At 50.1% G+C, this 17,701-nt stretch carries 12 protein-coding genes; 7 read left to right on the forward strand and 5 right to left on the reverse strand.

Features of this window, described 5'->3' with window-relative positions:
• Nucleotides 1–14: 14 nt before the first annotated feature.
• A complete protein-coding gene (locus CWI70_RS01820) occupies nucleotides 15–1,247 on the forward strand; it encodes a sugar MFS transporter (protein ID WP_126770023.1) in 1,233 nt (410 codons plus the stop codon).
• Nucleotides 1,247–3,748 (forward strand): glycoside hydrolase family 3 protein, encoded by a 2,502-nt coding sequence (locus CWI70_RS01825; protein ID WP_126770025.1) that lies wholly within the window; start codon nucleotides 1,247–1,249, stop codon nucleotides 3,746–3,748. Before CWI70_RS01820 ends, CWI70_RS01825 begins: the two co-directional genes overlap by 1 nt.
• Nucleotides 3,749–3,847: 99 nt before the next feature.
• Here CWI70_RS01825 and CWI70_RS01830 read toward each other — a convergent pair whose 3' ends face one another.
• The 4 genes from CWI70_RS01830 to hexR all read right to left on the reverse strand — a co-directional run bounded on the left by CWI70_RS01830 (nucleotide 3,848) and on the right by hexR (nucleotide 11,564).
• A complete protein-coding gene (locus CWI70_RS01830; RefSeq protein WP_126770027.1) occupies nucleotides 3,848–6,823 on the reverse strand; it encodes a TonB-dependent receptor in 2,976 nt (991 codons plus the stop codon).
• A 32-nt stretch (nucleotides 6,824–6,855) separates the two neighbouring features.
• Nucleotides 6,856–9,492, reverse strand: coding sequence for a glycoside hydrolase family 16 protein (locus tag CWI70_RS01835; protein WP_126770029.1), 2,637 nt, complete (start codon nucleotides 9,490–9,492; stop codon nucleotides 6,856–6,858).
• 147 nt (nucleotides 9,493–9,639) lie between these two features.
• Nucleotides 9,640–10,701 carry a type I glyceraldehyde-3-phosphate dehydrogenase gene (gene gap, locus CWI70_RS01840; RefSeq protein WP_126770031.1) on the reverse strand — a complete coding sequence of 354 codons (1,062 nt, stop codon included), beginning with the start codon at nucleotides 10,699–10,701 and terminating at the stop codon, nucleotides 9,640–9,642.
• A 2-nt stretch (nucleotides 10,702–10,703) separates the two neighbouring features.
• Entirely contained in the window at nucleotides 10,704–11,564 is an 861-nt protein-coding gene (gene hexR, locus CWI70_RS01845; RefSeq protein ID WP_126770033.1) for a transcriptional regulator HexR, read from the reverse strand.
• A gap of 125 nt (nucleotides 11,565–11,689) precedes the next feature.
• On the opposite strand from hexR, the gene zwf reads away from it, so the two are divergent.
• Genes zwf through CWI70_RS01870 form a run of 5 tightly spaced genes read left to right on the forward strand, consistent with a single transcriptional unit; the run spans nucleotide 11,690 to nucleotide 17,401 of the window.
• Nucleotides 11,690–13,165 (forward strand): glucose-6-phosphate dehydrogenase, encoded by a 1,476-nt coding sequence (gene zwf / locus CWI70_RS01850; protein ID WP_126770035.1) that lies wholly within the window; start codon nucleotides 11,690–11,692, stop codon nucleotides 13,163–13,165.
• A gap of 53 nt (nucleotides 13,166–13,218) precedes the next feature.
• On the forward strand, nucleotides 13,219–13,911 hold the full coding sequence (pgl, locus tag CWI70_RS01855; protein WP_126770037.1) for a 6-phosphogluconolactonase: 693 nt from the start codon (nucleotides 13,219–13,221) through the stop codon (nucleotides 13,909–13,911).
• Between the two features lie 3 nt (nucleotides 13,912–13,914).
• Nucleotides 13,915–15,732 (forward strand): phosphogluconate dehydratase, encoded by a 1,818-nt coding sequence (gene edd / locus CWI70_RS01860; RefSeq protein ID WP_126770039.1) that lies wholly within the window; start codon nucleotides 13,915–13,917, stop codon nucleotides 15,730–15,732.
• Nucleotides 15,733–15,749: 17 nt separating this feature from the next.
• The gene (gene glk / locus CWI70_RS01865; protein ID WP_126770041.1) at nucleotides 15,750–16,745 is read left to right on the forward strand and encodes a glucokinase; all 996 of its coding nucleotides are present in this window, start codon (nucleotides 15,750–15,752) and stop codon (nucleotides 16,743–16,745) included.
• Between the two features lie 8 nt (nucleotides 16,746–16,753).
• Nucleotides 16,754–17,401 (forward strand): bifunctional 4-hydroxy-2-oxoglutarate aldolase/2-dehydro-3-deoxy-phosphogluconate aldolase, encoded by a 648-nt coding sequence (locus CWI70_RS01870; RefSeq protein WP_126770043.1) that lies wholly within the window; start codon nucleotides 16,754–16,756, stop codon nucleotides 17,399–17,401.
• Between the two features lie 61 nt (nucleotides 17,402–17,462).
• On the opposite strand, the gene CWI70_RS01875 is transcribed toward CWI70_RS01870, so the two are convergent.
• Nucleotides 17,463–17,672 carry a cold-shock protein gene (locus CWI70_RS01875; RefSeq protein WP_126770045.1) on the reverse strand — a complete coding sequence of 70 codons (210 nt, stop codon included), beginning with the start codon at nucleotides 17,670–17,672 and terminating at the stop codon, nucleotides 17,463–17,465.
• Nucleotides 17,673–17,701: the final 29 nt, after the last annotated feature.

The following is a 17,701-nucleotide window of genomic DNA, read 5'->3' on the forward strand; positions in this document are numbered from 1 at the left end:
CGATTGAGGCGATTATGACCCAACAGAACACGAATTACAGGTTTGCGTTGACTGCGCTGACCACACTTTTTTTCATGTGGGGCTTTATTACCTGCTTGAATGACATTCTTATTCCTTATTTACGCTTACTGTTTGATTTGAACTACGCGCAGTCGATGTTGATACAGTTCTGTTTCTTCGGCGCTTACTTTATTGTTTCTGTTCCGGCAGGGTATCTGATTGGTAAGATCGGCTACAAGTCGGGGATTGTTACGGGATTAATGATTGCCGGTGCGGGTTGCGTACTGTTCTATCCTGCCGCGCAAGCCGAGGTATATGGTTTATTCTTACTTGCCTTGTTCGTCTTGGCTTCCGGGGTAACCATTTTACAAGTAGCAGCAAATCCTTATGTGACTGTGCTTGGTAGCGAGAAAACCGCCTCAAGCCGGTTAACAATGACGCAAGCTTTTAACTCTCTTGGTACAACTGTTGCACCGTTTTTTGGTGCATGGCTCATTTTTGGTGGGGTAGCTGATCCGGAAGTTACAGGCGTGTCCAAAGACACCGTGAGTTTGCCTTACTTTATTTTGGCTGGTGCATTGGTGTTGATGGCAGTTATCTTCTTGCGCCTCAAACTACCTGACATGGGTAAAGTCGACCCAGCACTCGCATTACCGAAAGAAGGCTCAGCTTGGAAGCAAAAGCATTTGGTTCTGGGTGCATTAGGTATTTTTGTTTATGTTGGCGCAGAAGTAGGTATCGGTAGCTTCTTGGCCATGTACATTGCAATGCCAGAGATTGGCGACATGAGTACCTCGAAAGCTTCGCATTATATTTCTTGGTACTTCGGTGGCGCTATGGTTGGACGCTTCTTAGGTGCGGCGATTATGCAAAAACTCAGCGGCAACCGCGTGTTAGCATTTAATGCAGTCGCGGCTGTGCTGCTGGTGGCAACCACAATGACGAGCTCTGGCACCTTGGCGATGTGGTCATTGCTATTTGTCGGGTTATGTAACTCAATCATGTTCCCAACTATTTTCAGTTTGGCGTTGCAGGATCTTGGTCAAAGTCGTGGTCAAGGCTCAGGCATTCTGTGTTTAGCGATTGTTGGTGGCGCAGTGGTACCGCTTGCGCAAGGCTTCTTAGCCGACCAAGTGGGCGTACAAATGTCGTTCATCATTCCGTTATTGTGCTACGTGTACATCGCTTACTACGGCATGCGCGGTTACCAGCCACGAGCGCTTAAAGTGGCACAGGAGGCAGCATAATGGCACAGGGCCCATTCCCAAAGAAGTTACTCGCAGCAGCCATCGTTTTAGCTTTAGGTGGCTGCGCTGAACAAAAAGTAGAGGCGCCAAGCGACGCAACGGCGGACGCTAATGCAATTTGGCCGAAAATTGAGTCGCCGGTTGTTTTAGACCAAGCAACTGAAGCGCGTATTACAGAAATGCTCAAGCAAATGACGTTAGAGCAGAAAATTGCGCAAATGATCCAGCCAGAAATTCGGGACATTACCGTAGAAGATATGCGGCGTTACGGTTTTGGCTCGTATTTGAATGGTGGCGGGGCTTTCCCAAATAACGATAAATACGCTACGCCGCAAGACTGGATCGATTTAGCTGATGCGATGTATCAGGCATCGGTTGATGACAGTCTTGATGGCTCCAGTATTCCTACCATGTGGGGTACCGATGCGGTTCATGGTCATAATAACGTTATTGGCGCAACGATTTTCCCACACAATATCGGCTTAGGGGCTGCGAATAACCCCGACCTCATTGAGCAAATTGCCCATGTCACCGCGCGTGAAGTGATGGCGACTGGCATTGACTGGGTGTTCGCTCCAACTGTCGCTGCCGCGCAAGACTTGCGTTGGGGCCGTACCTATGAAAGTTACTCCGAAGATCCAGCTATTGTGCGTGATTATGCCGCGGCGATTGTCACGGGTTTGCAAGGTAAAGTTGGCGAGAATTTTCTCGACGACCAACATGTGATCAGCACGGTGAAACACTTTGTGGGTGACGGTGGTACCACTGCAGGCATCGATCAGGGTAATACCGAGGTTGATGAACAAACCTTGTTTGACGTGCATGCGCAAGGCTATGTAGGCGGCTTAAACGCCGGCGCACAAACCGTTATGGCAAGCTTTAATAGTTGGAACAGTGAAAAAATCCACGGTCATGAATACCTGTTAACCGACGTATTAAAAGGCAAAATGGGTTTTGATGGCTTCGTAGTAGGCGACTGGAATGGTCACGGCCAAATTCCTGGCTGTAGCAATTACGATTGTCCACAGGCTGCTAACGCAGGCCTTGATGTGTATATGGTACCAACCGATGCATGGAAGCCCTTATATGAGAACTTGATTCAACAAGTCCGTGACGGTGTGATTGCACAAAGCCGCGTTGATGATGCGGTGCGTCGTATATTACGGGTGAAGATGCGTGCTGGTTTATTCGATAAACCTAGCCCAGCCGAGCGTCCGTTAGCAGGGCGTATGGATTTAATTGGTGCTGACGACCATCGTGCGGTAGCGCGTGAAGCGGTGCGTCAATCGCTGGTTCTGTTGAAAAACGAAGGGCAGTTACTGCCATTAGATCCTAGCCAACGTATTTTGGTTGCCGGCACAGGTGCAGATAATATCGGCCAGCAATCGGGTGGTTGGACTATTAGCTGGCAAGGTACTGGTAACACCAATGAAGACTTCCCGGGTGGTACTTCGATCTATCAAGGTATCGCTGACCAAGTCGCTGCTGCCGGTGGCGAAGCGGTACTCAGCGAGAACGGTGAGTTTAGCGAAAAACCCGACGTCGCTGTCGTCGTGTTTGGCGAGCAGCCTTATGCTGAAGGTAATGGTGACCTTGATAACCTTGATTACCAGCGCGGCAACGCTACTGACTTGGCGCTATTGCAAAAGCTGAAAGAGCAGGGCATCCCTGTCGTGACCTTATTTATTTCTGGGCGGCCACTGTGGGTAAACCCTGAGCTTAATGCCTCTGACGCTTTTATGGCGGTGTGGCTACCTGGGAGTGAAGGGCAAGGCGTGGCAGATGTGTTGCTGCGTGACGCTGATGGTGCCGTGCAATATGACGTTACCGGTCGTTTGCCGTTCGCATGGCCCGCAGATCCTCAGGACAGCTCAGCATTGCTGCCTGTGGGAGCAGGGCTTAGTTATGGTGACGAAGCGCTACTTGCGGATGCTCTCAATGAGCAGTTAGCAAGCACTGGTGAAGTTGACCCTCTTGTGGTGTTTGAACGCGCGGTAAAGTCGCCTTGGTTGCTTGAACTACGCAGTGGTGAACAACGTGCTGCCGTGGAAAGCAGTATTCAAGAACTTGGCGCGATACGCAGTGAAACCTTCGATGATCAGGTGCAGGAAGACGCACGGCAGTTCGTGTTCAGTGGCGATGCGCTGGCAGGGTTTAACCTTGTTACGCCATTTCCACGCGATTTACGTGCCTATGACGCCGCAAATAGTGCCTTACAGGTGACCTTGCGTGTTGATGCTCAGGTGCCGAATGATGTAGCTCTGGAGCTGTATTGTGGCGAACAATGCGGTGTATCTGTAGCGCTTAGCGAGACACTTCAAGTATTGCCTCAGAGCGAATGGCAGACCCTTGATTTCAGCATTCAATGCTTGCAAGAGCAGGGTTTTGATTTAGCGAAGGCCAGCGGTATTTTTGGTCTAAGCACGGCAAACGAATGGTCGGTAAGCTTCAACGACATTCGACTTGTACCCACCACTGACAACGAAGCGCTCTGTCTGTAGCGCTTCGTTTGTAACTTTAGTAGCAATAAAAAAAGCCCGCATAAAGCGGGCTTTTTCGTAGTTCCTTTTCCGTTTCGTTTCGTTTGCTCACCGTTGTGGTTAGAAGCTGTAACGCGCTCCAAACACATAACGGGGACCGTACTGGCGTGCGAAGAGGAACTGTTCTTCGTAGCGCCCGTACCCTTCTTCGGTCTCGTTCGTCAGGTTAATACCTTCCAAAAAGACCGTAAATTTATCGGTAACGTCATAGTTAATGCTCATGTCCCACTGGCCATAAGATTTGGCGAATTGTGGTGGAGCATCGGCTGAGCCTTGAGCTTGGCCGACACCAATGAGGTAACTATCACGCCACGCATAGGTGAGTTTCACTGACCAACCGTGGTCTTCGTAGAAGGCCTGGAGGTTAGCTGAGTCACTTAAACCTGTCAGTGGTGCTTGCTGAGTTAAGCTATCCACGTCAAATTTCACGTCACCGTCAACGACAGTGGCATTGACGCCAAAACCAAAGCCTGACTCACCGAATAGGTGCTGTACTGCAACCTCAAAACCATCGACAGTTTTACTATCGGTATTTGACGGCTGGCTCACCTGCCAAACAATCAAAGGATCGTCCGCAGCTGGCTCAATCACGCCTTCACCATTACCGAAGCCAAGCGCAATCATCTCGTCAAAGATGGCTGTACTGGTAGCTTGTTCGCCACGACCTTCTAGAGAAGCAACTGCTTGTTGATAACGCGGTCCTTCGAAGATGTCACGAAGTCCATCAACAGTGATCTCGGTAATTGTGTTCTGAACAAAGTTGTCGACTTCCTTACGGAAGTAACCTACCGACGCATAGCTACCGGGAGCGTAATAGTACTCAAGGGCTAAATCGATATTGGTCGATTCGTACGGAAGTAGGTTAGGGTTACCTGTTGAACCTGAACGTGAACCAGGTTTCGGGCTACCACTCAACGAGCGACCTCCTGCTAATGCACCAAGTGGTGCACGAGCGATGGTTTTGCCGGTTGAGAAACGGCCGACTAGCTCATCGGTAAATTCGACTTTGAGATCGAGCATCGGAAGCAATACATCATGTTCACCGGTTAAGGTGAGGAAGTTTACCTGGTCGGAAGGCTCGTACTGCATGATCCATTCAGATGCACTTACCCAGTTCACTTGACGCTCGACACGTTGTGCCACGTTGCTGGTAACGTCCGTTTGTTCATAGCGCAAACCAAAGTTTAACTCGACAGGGTAGCGACCAATTTCAAACTCCCAGTCTGACTGGATGAAAATCGCATCGGTCACTTCGCGCAGTGAATTGTTGCTGTCGATACCGTCGAAGAACGGGTTCGGCATATAGGCGTCACTGCCCATCAACTCTTCGGTTAGATACGCTGCTTGACGTGCGACGGCTTCGTCGTAGTCATAGGTGTAGTAATAGTTGGTCAGCAAGTTGTTACCGCCACCGGCAAACTGGTCTAAGAAGTCGCCAGTGCGGTTAAGCGTAAACATGCCATCAGGGAAAATCTCGGTGAACGATGGATTAAAGCCAGGACCACCACGCAGTCCACTCCATGCGGTGTAACCAGAAAGATCCTGATCGGTGCGTGACAAACCAGCAGTAATCTTAACTAAAGGTACATCAAAGGTATTGTAATTGTACCAATCACCTTTCAACTGGTACTGCTTGACGTTTGATTCACCTTCGCGACGGAAGAACTGGCTGAAGTTCGAGTCGATTTCGCTCGGCGCAAGAACATTGGTACCGTTGTTCCAGTTGACCAACATTTGTGGAATATCGCCGGTACGGAAATCGTAGATCTTCGAACGCAGCTGGTCTGAGCCCAAGATCACTTGACCAAACATGCCGCTGCCAGGGTCAGCACCGTCGTCGGTCGAGTTACTTGAATCGTGGGCGTCAAACCAGAGCCGCAAGTCGTCATTCACATCATAAGTGATATTGAGGCCAATGGATTTGGCTTTAACTTCAGTGGTGCCTTTTTCTGCCGTGAACGAAGCATCGTTACCGGCGATATCGGCGTATACCGCCGTACCGTTTTCGTCGAGTTCGTAGGCATTAATGTTGCCGCCGAATTCATTCCAAATCCCCCAACCAAAGGCTTCACGGCCGGTGAGGGCGCGGCTAGCTGTGTAATCAGTGGTAATGACCAAATCGTCAACCGGAGCGAACTGTAGGGTCAACTGTCCGTTCGTACGCTCTGTGGCTAAATCAGCAAAGCCATAGTTCATGTCTTTCGGGAAGAAGTGGTTACCAACGCGGTTACCTTCTTCGTCGATTGGGCGTGGGTCGATGACTTTACTTGGGTCAAGATCGTCGGGTAGACCTACGTTGGCCTGCCAACCTTGAATATTGGCTTGCTGCACGCGAAAGTCACGACGCGATTGAGAAACCGTGAAGGCAACACCGACACGATCGTCAGCAAAAGTATCACTGTAAATCGCAGCGATTTCCGGTGTGACGTCATCACCGGTTTCGACCGAGCTATCGTGAATACCTTTTCCCATGACCGTAAAGTTTTGGCCTGGGCTGGCCAATGGACGACGGGTCACGATGTTGACCGTCGCACCTAAACCGCCACTAGGGGTCGCCGCTCGGGCAGTTTTATAAACTTCAAGCGAGCGAACACCTACCGATGAAAGGTTTTCTAAGTTGTACGAGCGGGTATAACCAGTGCCTGGCATTTGGCGCCCGTTAAGGGTCACCAAGTTAAAATCAGGACCAAAACCACGCACGGTGATTTGGCTACCTTCGCCGTTCACTCGACTTACCGAAACACCGGTAATACGTTGCAACGACTCCGCAAGGTTAGTATCTGGGAACTTACCGATTTCTTCGGCAGAAATGGCGTCGACGACGCCATCGCTATTGCGTTTAAAATCGGTTGAGCGAGCAAGACTACCGCGGATACCGCGGACTTCTAGAACTTCGACATTCTCTTGTTGCGCTTGCTCTTGTTCGTTCTGATTCGCATCAGCCTCTTGCGCATAGAGCGGTGCCATCAAACCAGCGGTTAGAACTACTGACACAGCTGCCGCGACAGGGCTTTTCATAAACGTTGTTTTTTTCATTTTAATCATCGTCCGTTTTTGCGCTGTACGCGTTAAAAGTTAGCAATCTGCACGTTGTCGATTTGATACACCACGCCCTGACCTGTGCCCCACGCAGGGAAGATCATGAGTACGTTGATATCACTAATATCGAGTCCGGCGTCAAACAGCTCTTGTAACGGGAAGTTGTAACGCGCCCATTCACCAGCAACTGGTGCGGTATCGTAGTTACCTGACGCCAGCGGTAGTTCGACGGCAGTAGCTGCACCGGTAGATTCAACTTTAAAGAACCAATCGGTTGGCCCAGCAGTAGGCTGCGAAACAATACGCATATCAAAACTAATCGCACCATTCGCAACCAGTGGCGAGGCATCGTAGCTCACGCCTTCGTCAGCTAAGAAACCAAGAACCGTCTCAGGCCAGCCAGGGATTTCAAATTGTGCAACAGAACCGTACGGAGCATCAGCAGATACGATGCTAGGTTCGGTGCCAGCACAGCAGTCCCAAAGTGACCAACCGCTAGCGATGTTGTTTTCAAAAACGGTCAAACCATCGTTACCAGCGCTCGGATTATAGATGCGCGCCTCGTCGACACGATAGACAGCGCCATCACCCGTGCCCCAAGCTGGGAAAATCATGATGACGTCAATTGCCGAAACGTCGAGACCTAGGTCAGCGAGCTCTTGCAGGCCAAAAGTATAGGTCTGCCATTCACCCGTAGTAGGTGAGTTACCGGCATTGCCAGTGGCAAGATCTACTTCAACTGCGGTTGACGCGCCGTCACTTTCAATTTTGAACTTCCAAACCGCATCTTGGCTAGCTGGTGGGTTGACGACTTTCATGTCGAATTGCACCACGCCTTCAATCAAAATATCGCTGGCGTCAAACTGAATGCCACTGCCGTCGGCTGGTTTAAAGCCCATGACGGTTGGGGTTGCGCCGATTGAGAACTCAGCAACGGGGCCACGGTCTTCATCAGTCACGACTTCAGGATTAGTTCCGCCACAGCAATCCCACAAAGGCCACTCAGGATTTTCGGCATCACCGAACAGAACTAACTCTGGTGATGGACCTTCCGGTGCCGCAATTTCAACGTTGTTGAGTAAGTATTCAGCGCCTTCACCAGTGCCCCATGCTGGGAACACCATAATGACGTCAATGGCCGACACATCAAGACCAGCATCTGCCAGTGCTTGTAATGGGTAAGTGACGGTTTGCCACTCGCCGGCGACCGGAGCAACGCCTTCTTCACTCGAGCTAATCGGTAGTTCAACCGCAGTCGAGCCTTCGTTACTTTCAACTTTGAACAACCAGGTTGTTGCCGCAGCTGGTTGCGATACAACTTTCAAGTCAAAAGAAATCGAGCCATTTTCAATAATTGGCGAGGCGTCAAACGGCGAAGGTTGGCCATTTGGATCGGTGATAAATGCTGAACGTGAAACAAAGCCGTTAACCGTAGGAGTTGCACCAACCGTGAAACGATAGGATGGGCCTTTTTCGGCATCATCTACGATTTCTGGAGTTGAACCGCCACAGCAATCCCATGCAGGCCAGTTCGGGTTAGGCGTGCCAGCGAAAATCGTAAGGTTTTCTGCGACACCACTTGAAGGAGGTGATGGAATAGGAGCTTCGCCTTCAACTAGTGTTTCTTCGTCTTTGTAACCGGCGCGAATGGTCTCACAACCACGGCCAGTATCTGGGTTCGCGGCACATTCGTAAACGCGAACGTAGTCAATTTCAAAGGTTTGTCCGTTCGCAAACGCTTCAGGGTCAACACCAAGCTCGTTCACGTTCTCTGGCCAAGTACCACCGACGGCAAGGTTCATGATCAGATGGAAGCGTTGGTCAAACGGCGCTGCGTTGTAGACCGTTTCGAGTTCACCGGTTGCTTGATCATAAAATTCAGCGAACCAGCCGCGATGACTTAAACCAACTGCCTCGCCTTTACTGTTGTAACGAACTTTTGACTCCATCTGTGTTTGATACAGATAACCGTCAACGTACCAACGGATTTCGCCTTCCTGCCATTCGATGGTGTAGGTATGGAAGTCGTCAGCTGGGTTGGCACCATCAGGGAGCGCATACGCTTTACCTGATGAAGAATTTTGTGGCGCGTCGCGGCCGTAATGCAACGTACCATAAACGTGCGCTTCGGGGTTGCCGTCAGCGTCAGCAGCTTTCAGGTTAACCGCTTCAACAATGTCAATCTCGCCTGACTTCGGCCATCCGCCATAAACTTCATCGGTCGGGAACATCCAAACTGCTGGCCAAGAGCCTTGTCCGAAAGGCATTTTCGCGCGCACTTCGATACGACCGTAAGTGAAGTCACCTTTATATTTGCTGTTTAACCGTGCAGAGGTGTAAGGCTTTTCTGCACCTTCTTCAGCGGGGAGGGCAACAATCTTAAGGGTATCATCGGAAACGTAGGCATTGTCTGAGCTGTCGGTGTAACACTGTTGCTCTTGGTTACCGCCGCCCGCGCAGTTCACTTCAAAGTTCCATTTATTGGTGTCGATACTCGAGCCAGAGAATTCATCGCTCCAGACAAGTTGCCAATCATCTACCGGAGCCGTTGTGTCGACGGCGTCAAAATCTGAAGTTGTTTTGACATCACCACCGCCACAGCCGACTAGGCCGAAGGTCAAAAAGAGCGCCGCAATGGGGCTCTTGGTTAGAGTTCTGTTAGACATAACTGAGTTCCTGGTTGATTACTCATGTTGTACTGCTTTTTGTAATTATTAGCTTTTGATGCTTTTTTAAGCTGCTCTATGAAAGCGCTTTCATAACATAGAACAAGAAGTTTTTTGCGTCAATCACGAAAGCATAAATTTCCTTATTTAATTGTTAATGAGTGCTGCCGAGTCTGCGTAAGCGTCGGGCTGGTGGGCTTGTTTTGATTGGCTTAGCCAAGCGAGGGTGGTGTCTAACATGCGTTGGCTAAAGCCCCATTCGTTGTCGTACCAGGCCATGACCTTGACCAGACGGCCACTCACACGCGTTTGACTTGCGTCAAAGACAGCAGAGCTTGGGTTGTGATTAAAGTCCGTGGAAACTAATGGCAAGGTGTTGATGCTCAGTACTTTGCCCAGCTTGCCTTGCGCTGCTTCGCGAATGATCTGGTTGACTTCTTCAACGCTGGTATCGCGCTGTGCAATAAAAGATAAATCAACCAATGAAACATTAGGTGTTGGTACGCGCACGGCAAGACCATCAACCTTACCGTGCAGTTCAGGAATGACTAAGCCAACAGCTGCTGCTGCACCGGTCTTTGAGGGAATCATCGATAGCGCAGCAGCGCGAGCGCGTTGCGGATCGCTGTGGTAAGCATCGTTGAGATTTTGATCATTGGTATAGGCGTGCACGGTGGTCATCAACCCGTTTTCGATACCGAGGGCATCATGCAGGGGTTTTGCCACAGGAGCTAAGCAGTTAGTTGTGCATGAAGCGTTCGAAATCACTTCATGGGTAGCATTTAATAAGTGCTCGTTGACGCCAAATACAATGGTGGCATCTGCGCCTTTCGCTGGTGCCGAAACTAAAACTTTTTGGGCACCTGCTTGCAAATGTAACGCCGCTTTGTCGCGCGCTGTAAACAAGCCGGTACACTCGAACACCACGTCAATGCCAAGTTGTTGCCACGGTAACTGGCTTGGGTCGCGCTCGCTAAGCATCTTTATTTCATGGCCCCCAATCCGTAACGCGTCGTCCTTGCTGGTGACTTCATAACCCAGTGGACCATGAACAGAGTCAAATTTCAGCAGGTGAGCGTGTACGTTAGGGTCTCCTAAGTCGTTGATCGCAACGATTTGGATTTGGCCGTCGAGCTTACGTTCAAGCCATGCGCGTACAATATTCTTACCAATACGCCCGAATCCATTAATGGCCACGCGAATAGTCATAATTACTCCTTATCTTTTATCGTTTTCTGGTAACGCGAATCACGTAAGCTGGCCTTAATGCGACGCAGCTTGTCGCGGAATGCAGGGCCCTTGTCGAGGGTAAAACCGGTTACGAGGACATCAATGATGACCAATTGTGCGATGCGAGAAGCCATTGGCATGTAAACGTCGGTGTCTTCAGGAACCTGAGTTGAAAGCACGATGTTGCTTTCTCGTGCTAATGGACTATCTGCGGCGGTTAAGCCTATAACCGTCGCGTCGCTCGCCTTCGCCAGCGCAGCAACTTCGCACAGCGCCTTGGTGCGACCAGTGTGACTAATAAAGATCAGCACATCGCCAGCCTTGGCGTTGATCGCCGCCATACGTTGCATCAATACGTCGTCGGAAAATTGTACGGGTGTTTCGAAGCGAAGAAATTTATTGTGGGCATCGTGTGCTACTGAAGCCGATGCGCCTAATCCAAAAAAAGCGATCTTCTGCGCCTGATTAAGTGCGTCAATCGCCTGCTGTAAGCCTTCATTGTCAACGTGATTACGGGTGACGTTTAGCGCCGCCATCGTGGATTCAAAAATTTTAGCGGTATAGTCGGCGAGGGTGTCATTTTGTTCCACATGGCGATTGACGTAGGGCGTTCCCTTGACCAAGCTCTGCGCAAGCAGCAGCTTAAAATCAGGATAACCTTTAGCGCCCATGGTGCGACAAAATCGATTAACTGTGGGTTCGCTAACGTCTGCTTGTTCTGCCAAACTTGCTATGCTTTGGTGAATAGCCGACTGTGGGTCGGCCAAGATAACTTGGGCGACCTTGCGTTCGGACTTACTAAGTTCAAGTAAGCTTTGCTGCAACTGTTCGAGAAGATTCATAGCTTAATCCTAGTTCGTTTTGTAATTAAATTACATTTTATTGGATTTTATAGCAATAGATTGCTAGCATCTTCGTCAAATTGTTGGAAAATTACAAAATAAACGACCCATTAAAGAGGTAGCCAATGACCACATCCGCAGCCTGTTGCGATTTGATTCTATTCGGAACCTTAGGTGATCTTGCTCGTCGCAAGTTGTTGCCCGCGCTTTACCAGTTAGAAAAATCGGGCTTATTGCACGCCAAAGCGCGAGTGGTGGGTGTGGCGCGTGATGCCATGGATGATGACGCCTATCGCCAACAAGTCCACGCGAGCTTGCAAAAGTTTATGACCAAAGAAGCTGTGGATGATGCGGTTTGGGAACGCTTTGCGGCAAAACTAAAATACTGCCACGTGGATTTGCAAAATATCGATGCTTATCAGGCCATTGCCGACGTAGTGCAAGTTACCGAAGGTCGCACGCCGATTAGTTACCTGGCAACGCCGCCGCAGTTGTTTTCTACCATTTGCGACGGCTTAAGTAGCATCGGTCTAACTCAGCAACCCGCACGGGTGGTGCTCGAGAAACCGTTAGGCGAAGACTTACCATCCTCTTGCGCGATTAATAAGCAAGTCGGCGAATACTTTGACGAATCTCAGGTTTACCGAATTGATCACTACCTTGGTAAAGAAACGGTACTGAACTTATTAGCGCTGCGCTTTGCCAATTCGATTTTTTCGGATCAGTGGAATCACAACACGATTGACCACATTCAGATCACCGCCGCGGAACAGGTAGGTGTTGAGGGGCGTTGGAGCTATTACGATGACGCAGGACAATTGCGTGACATGGTACAAAACCATTTATTGCAAGTGCTGTCATTGATCGCGATGGAACCTCCAACGCGCTTAGATACCGAGAATATTCGCGAAGAAAAGCTAAAAGTTCTCCGTTCGCTACGGCCGGTGACGCCCGAAAACGTACAAGAAGATACCGTTCGCGGGCAATACACAGCAGGCTTTGTGGGCGACAGCAAAGTGCCCGGTTATCTTGAAGAAGAGGGTGCACGTCCACAAAGCTCCACCGAAACCTTCGTGGCGCTCAAAGCTCACATCGATAACTGGCGTTGGTCGGGAGTACCGTTTTACTTACGTACAGGTAAACGTATGCCCGAGAAGCGCACCGAAGTCGTTATTACCTTTAAGCGGCAGCCGCACAACATTTTTCATGAGAGCTTAACTCAGCTTCCGCCAAACCGTTTGATCATTCGCTTGCAGCCTGATGAGGGTGTTGAAATTCAAATGATGAATAAGGTTCCGGGACTCGGTAAGCAAATGCAACTCAAGCCGACCACGTTGGATCTAAGTTTCTACGAGACCTTTGAGAACAAGCGTATCGCTGATGCCTATGAACGCCTGTTACTTGAGGCTATTCAAGGTAACCAATACTTGTTCGTGTCGCGCGAAGAGGTGGAACACGCCTGGCGTTGGATCGACGGTATTCGTGATGCATGGGCGCATTTAGGTGAATTGCCGAAGAGTTACCAAGCTGGAACATGGGGGCCGGTCGCCTCAGTAACCTTACTCGCGCAAGATGGCCGTGAGTGGGATGACGACGCGTAATTGAAGCGGCGCATCAGCGGCAACAAAATACAACGTAGTAAATGAGATTAACCATGACTGTTGCAGTAAAGAAATTTCACCATGATAGTGACCTAATTGATCAGTTCTCACGGCAGCTTTGTCGCGAACTTGAGCGTGCAGTAGCTGAGCGCGGGCACGCTTATTTAGTGGTATCTGGCGGTCGTACGCCGGTGCCGTTGTTCGAGCGACTGAGTAAGCAAGTGCTGCCATGGCCGCGGATAACTATCGTGTTAGCCGATGAACGTTGGTTACCGGCAACTGATGCACAAAGTAACGAGCGTTTGGTACGTCAACATCTCTTACAACACCAAGCAGCTGCGGCTAACTTTATTAGTTTATTGACCGATGCGAGCGATGCACACCAAGCCGTCACCGAGGTTAACGAGCGGTTGGCGGACTTACCACGCTTCGATGTGGTGATCTTAGGTATGGGCGAAGACGGCCACACAGCTTCGCTGTTCCCCTGTAGTGCGGAACTTGAGCATGCGCTTTCGACTGCTGACTCGGTGGCCGCGGTAACCCCTACAACAGCACCGCATCAACGTATGTCCTTAAGTTTGGCGCGCTTGCTGAACAGCCGTCACATTTATTTTCATCTTTCCGGAACGAACAAGGCAACTGTGCTTGAGCAGGCGATGCAGCCTGAAGCTGATTTTCCAGTAAGTCGTTTTTTGCAGCAACAGCAAGTTCCGGTTGAGGTTATGCTGGCAGTGCCAGAGGAGTAAATTATGCATCCCGTTATTGAGCGCGTTACCCAACGTATCGAAGAACGCAGTGCTGCGGATCGTCAGCGCTACCTTGAGCATATGGCTGCAGCGCGCAGCAAGGGCCCCCATCGCGGGGCGTTGTCGTGCGGCAATCTCGCTCACGGTTTTGCCGCCTGTGGTAAAGAAGATAAAGGCGAACTGCGTAGTTTAACGAAAGCGAATATTGGCATCGTAACTGCTTACAACGACATGCTTTCAGCGCATCAACCGTACCATGATTATCCGGATAAGCTTAAAGCAGCCATTCGTGAAGTAGGTAGTGTTGCGCAAGTCGCTGGTGGCGTTCCCGCCATGTGTGACGGCGTAACGCAGGGCCAACCGGGCATGGAGCTTAGTCTTATTAGTCGTGACGTGATCGCCATGGCCACAGCGGTAAGCTTGTCACATAACATGTTTGACGGCGGTTTAATGCTTGGCATTTGCGACAAGATCGTTCCGGGGTTATTGATCGCAGCCCTGCGGTTTGGCCACTTACCCTTCGTATTTGTTCCTGCAGGGCCGATGCCTTCAGGAATCACCAATAAAGAAAAAGCCCGTGTACGAGAACTTTATGCTGAAGGCAAAGTTAGCAAGGACGATTTATTAGAGGCCGAAGCAGCGTCTTATCATAGCCCAGGTACCTGCACCTTTTATGGCACCGCTAATTCAAATCAATTGGTGGTCGAAATCATGGGCTTACAGTTGCCTGGTTCCTCATTTGTGAACCCGGGGAGTGAACTTCGTGAGGCCTTGACGCGTATTGCGGGGCAGCAAGTCACGCGGATTACCGATTTGGGTACAGACTACACGCCGATCAGTGAAATTGTGACCGCCAAGAGTATTGTTAATGGCCTCGTTGGTTTGTTAGCGACCGGTGGCTCAACGAATCACACTATGCACTTGATTGCGATAGCACGGGCGGCAGGTTATCGGATTGACTGGGATGATTTTGCCGAAATTTCCAGCGTAACACCTTTGGTAACGCGTATTTATCCGAATGGCGACGCCGATATTAACCATTTTCAACGCGCTGGCGGGATGGCCTTTTTAGTGCGCACGTTACTCGATGCAGGTCTCCTGCATGAAGATGTAAAAACGGTAGCAGGCCCGGGCTTACGCCGGTACACGCAAAAGCCAGAACTCGAAAATGGCAAAGTAGTATGGCGTGATGGACCAACCGAATCACACGATACCGATGTTTTACGCGGCGCCGAGGCACCGTTTAGTAGCCATGGTGGGCTTGCCGTTTTAGCGGGCAACTTAGGCCGTGCGGTAATGAAGACTTCGGCGATTCCGGAAGGGACCGAGATGATTACCGCACCGGCGGTGGTCATGTCGAGCCAACACGAGCTTGAACAACGCTTTAAGGCTGGCGAATTGAATCGCGACTGTGTGGTCGTGGTACGTTTTCAAGGTCCACAGGCGATTGGTATGCCTGAGTTACATAAATTGACCCCGCCGCTTGGGGTTCTCCAAAAACGCGGTTATAAAGTGGCGTTGGTTACTGACGGTCGCATGTCAGGCGCATCTGGTAAGGTGCCTGCGGCCATTCACGTAACTCCGGAAGCTGTCGATGGCGGCGTAATTGGTAAGATTCAAGACGGCGATCTGGTGCGTCTTGATGCGCTAAACGGCACCTTAGATGTGTTGGTGGATCGCGATGAGCTTGCACAACGTCCGCAAGCGACACTTGATCTTAGTGATAGCCACCAAGGTATGGGACGTGAACTTTTCGGGGTATTCCGCGCGAACTATAGTGGTGCCGAAGAGGGCGCTTGTGTACTGTTTTCAGACCAATAAAAACAAGAAGAAGCAATATGGTAAATGAAACTGAGACCTTACCAACTGATACCTGTGCCGTAGTGGCGGACATTGGTGGGACGAATGCGCGGTTTTGCCGGATCAACTTGACCACCTTTGAACTCGATCGCGTGCAGGTGTTCGCTTGTGCGGATTACCCGACGTTGACCGATGTTATGACCGCCTATAGCCGTGAACAAGATGTGCCTTTAGAACATGTCGCGATTGCGATTGCCTGTCCCGTGGATTCCGATGAAATTAACATGACGAATCATCATTGGCAGTTCTCGATTCGCGGTGTACGTAAATCGATGGGTTTGAAAACCTTTAAAGTATTGAATGACTTTGCTGCGGCAGCCATGAGTATCGTGACTTTACAACCTCACGAGCTTAAGCAAATTGGCGGGGGAAAGATCACGCCCAAAGCGCCAAAAGCGGTACTTGGTGCGGGTACTGGGCTGGGTGTCGGCCATTTAATTACCATGCCTGATGGGAGCGTAATGCCGCTGCCGGGAGAAGGCGGTCACGTCGATTGGGCGCCTACCAACGAGAAAGAATGGGCTATTCATCGTTTTATCCATAATCGGGTAGGGCGGGTCTCGGCGGAGCGTGTGTTATCGGGACCGGGGCTGGAAACGTTGTATTTAGCGCTAGCGGATTATCATGGACGTAATGTGGTGCCTTTGAGTGCGGCGAAAATTGGTCAGCGAGCGCTAAGTGGCATCGATACTTTGGCGCTTGAAACCGTGAACCAATTTTTTGCGAGTCTTGGTAGTTTTGCTGGCAACTTAGCGCTAAACCTGAACACCTATGGCGGCGTTTATATTGCCGGCGGCGTGGTACCAAAGTTGATGCAACTTATGGCGACATCAAATTTTCGTGCACGTTTTGAACATAAAGGACGTTTTTGCCAAGTTGCCGAAGCCATCCCGTGTTTTGTGATCACTGCTGAACATGCGGGCTTACGTGGCGTGGGGCAGTACCTTAAACAATCTTTGCAACAGTCTAAATAGAGGTAGCTATGAGTTTTCCCCATTGGCAGTTGGCCCCAGCGGACTTATTTAAACTCAGTCCCGTAGTACCCGTTATGGTTATCGAACGTCTGGAAGATGCGGTACCTATGGCTGAAGCATTGTTGGCCGCGGGCATCCCAATCCTTGAAGTAACTTTGCGTACACCGGTTGCATTAGCCGCTATCGAGCGTTTACGAGAAAAGTTACCACGTGCTGTCGTTGGCGCCGGAACCGTAACGACGCCGGAAGAGTTGGCAAAAGTTAAAGCTGCAGGTGCACAATTTGCCATCAGCCCCGGCATTACCACCAATTTGCTACAGGCCGGAGCGCGCGGCGACGTCCCACTGATTCCTGGTGTAGCAACGATTTCGGAATTGATGACCGCGAAAGAACTTGGCTATACGCACTTGAAGTTTTTTCCTGCTGAAGCTGCAGGAGGCTGTGCGATGCTGAAGTCGATTGCGGGGCCGTTCCCTGACATTACTTTTTGTCCAACTGGTGGTATTCACCAAGGCAATTACCATGATTATTTGGCGTTGCCGAATGTTCATTGTGTGGGTGGTTCATGGATTTTGCCGAAACCTGCGATTGACGCGAAAAATTGGCAAGCCGTAGAAGAAGCCGCAACAACAGCCGTCGCCAAGGCTAAGAAGTAAATTTTAGACATAAAAAAAGAGCGAACCTAGGTTCGCTCTTTCTTAAAATCTTCGTTGGCGATTAGATCGCTACGATGTTCTCAGCTTGTGGGCCTTTAGGACCTTGAGTAATTGAGAACGATACGCTTTGGCCTTCAGCTAAGGTTTTGAAACCGTTGCCTGAGATAGCGCTAAAGTGAGCGAATACGTCCGCGCCACCTTGCTGCTCGATGAAACCAAAACCTTTTGCTTCGTTAAACCATTTAACAACGCCAGTTACTGTATTAGACATAATAGTCATCCTATATATAAATTTGTTAT

It is taken from the genome of Pseudidiomarina homiensis (assembly GCF_003987225.1).
Taxonomy (GTDB): domain Bacteria; phylum Pseudomonadota; class Gammaproteobacteria; order Enterobacterales; family Alteromonadaceae; genus Pseudidiomarina; species Pseudidiomarina homiensis.

What these genes read in the sequence shown, in the direction of transcription:
- CWI70_RS01820 (WP_126770023.1), top strand. Translation starts at nt 15, where the DNA reads ATGACCCAACAGAACACGAATTACAGGTTTGCGTTGACTGCGCTGACC.
- CWI70_RS01825 (WP_126770025.1), top strand. Translation starts at nt 1,247, where the DNA reads ATGGCACAGGGCCCATTCCCAAAGAAGTTACTCGCAGCAGCCATCGTT.
- CWI70_RS01830 (WP_126770027.1), bottom strand. Translation starts at nt 6,823, where the DNA reads ATGAAAAAAACAACGTTTATGAAAAGCCCTGTCGCGGCAGCTGTGTCA.
- CWI70_RS01835 (WP_126770029.1), bottom strand. Translation starts at nt 9,492, where the DNA reads ATGTCTAACAGAACTCTAACCAAGAGCCCCATTGCGGCGCTCTTTTTG.
- gap (WP_126770031.1), bottom strand. Translation starts at nt 10,701, where the DNA reads ATGACTATTCGCGTGGCCATTAATGGATTCGGGCGTATTGGTAAGAAT.
- hexR (WP_126770033.1), bottom strand. Translation starts at nt 11,564, where the DNA reads ATGAATCTTCTCGAACAGTTGCAGCAAAGCTTACTTGAACTTAGTAAG.
- zwf (WP_126770035.1), top strand. Translation starts at nt 11,690, where the DNA reads ATGACCACATCCGCAGCCTGTTGCGATTTGATTCTATTCGGAACCTTA.
- pgl (WP_126770037.1), top strand. Translation starts at nt 13,219, where the DNA reads ATGACTGTTGCAGTAAAGAAATTTCACCATGATAGTGACCTAATTGAT.
- edd (WP_126770039.1), top strand. Translation starts at nt 13,915, where the DNA reads ATGCATCCCGTTATTGAGCGCGTTACCCAACGTATCGAAGAACGCAGT.
- glk (WP_126770041.1), top strand. Translation starts at nt 15,750, where the DNA reads ATGGTAAATGAAACTGAGACCTTACCAACTGATACCTGTGCCGTAGTG.
- CWI70_RS01870 (WP_126770043.1), top strand. Translation starts at nt 16,754, where the DNA reads ATGAGTTTTCCCCATTGGCAGTTGGCCCCAGCGGACTTATTTAAACTC.
- CWI70_RS01875 (WP_126770045.1), bottom strand. Translation starts at nt 17,672, where the DNA reads ATGTCTAATACAGTAACTGGCGTTGTTAAATGGTTTAACGAAGCAAAA.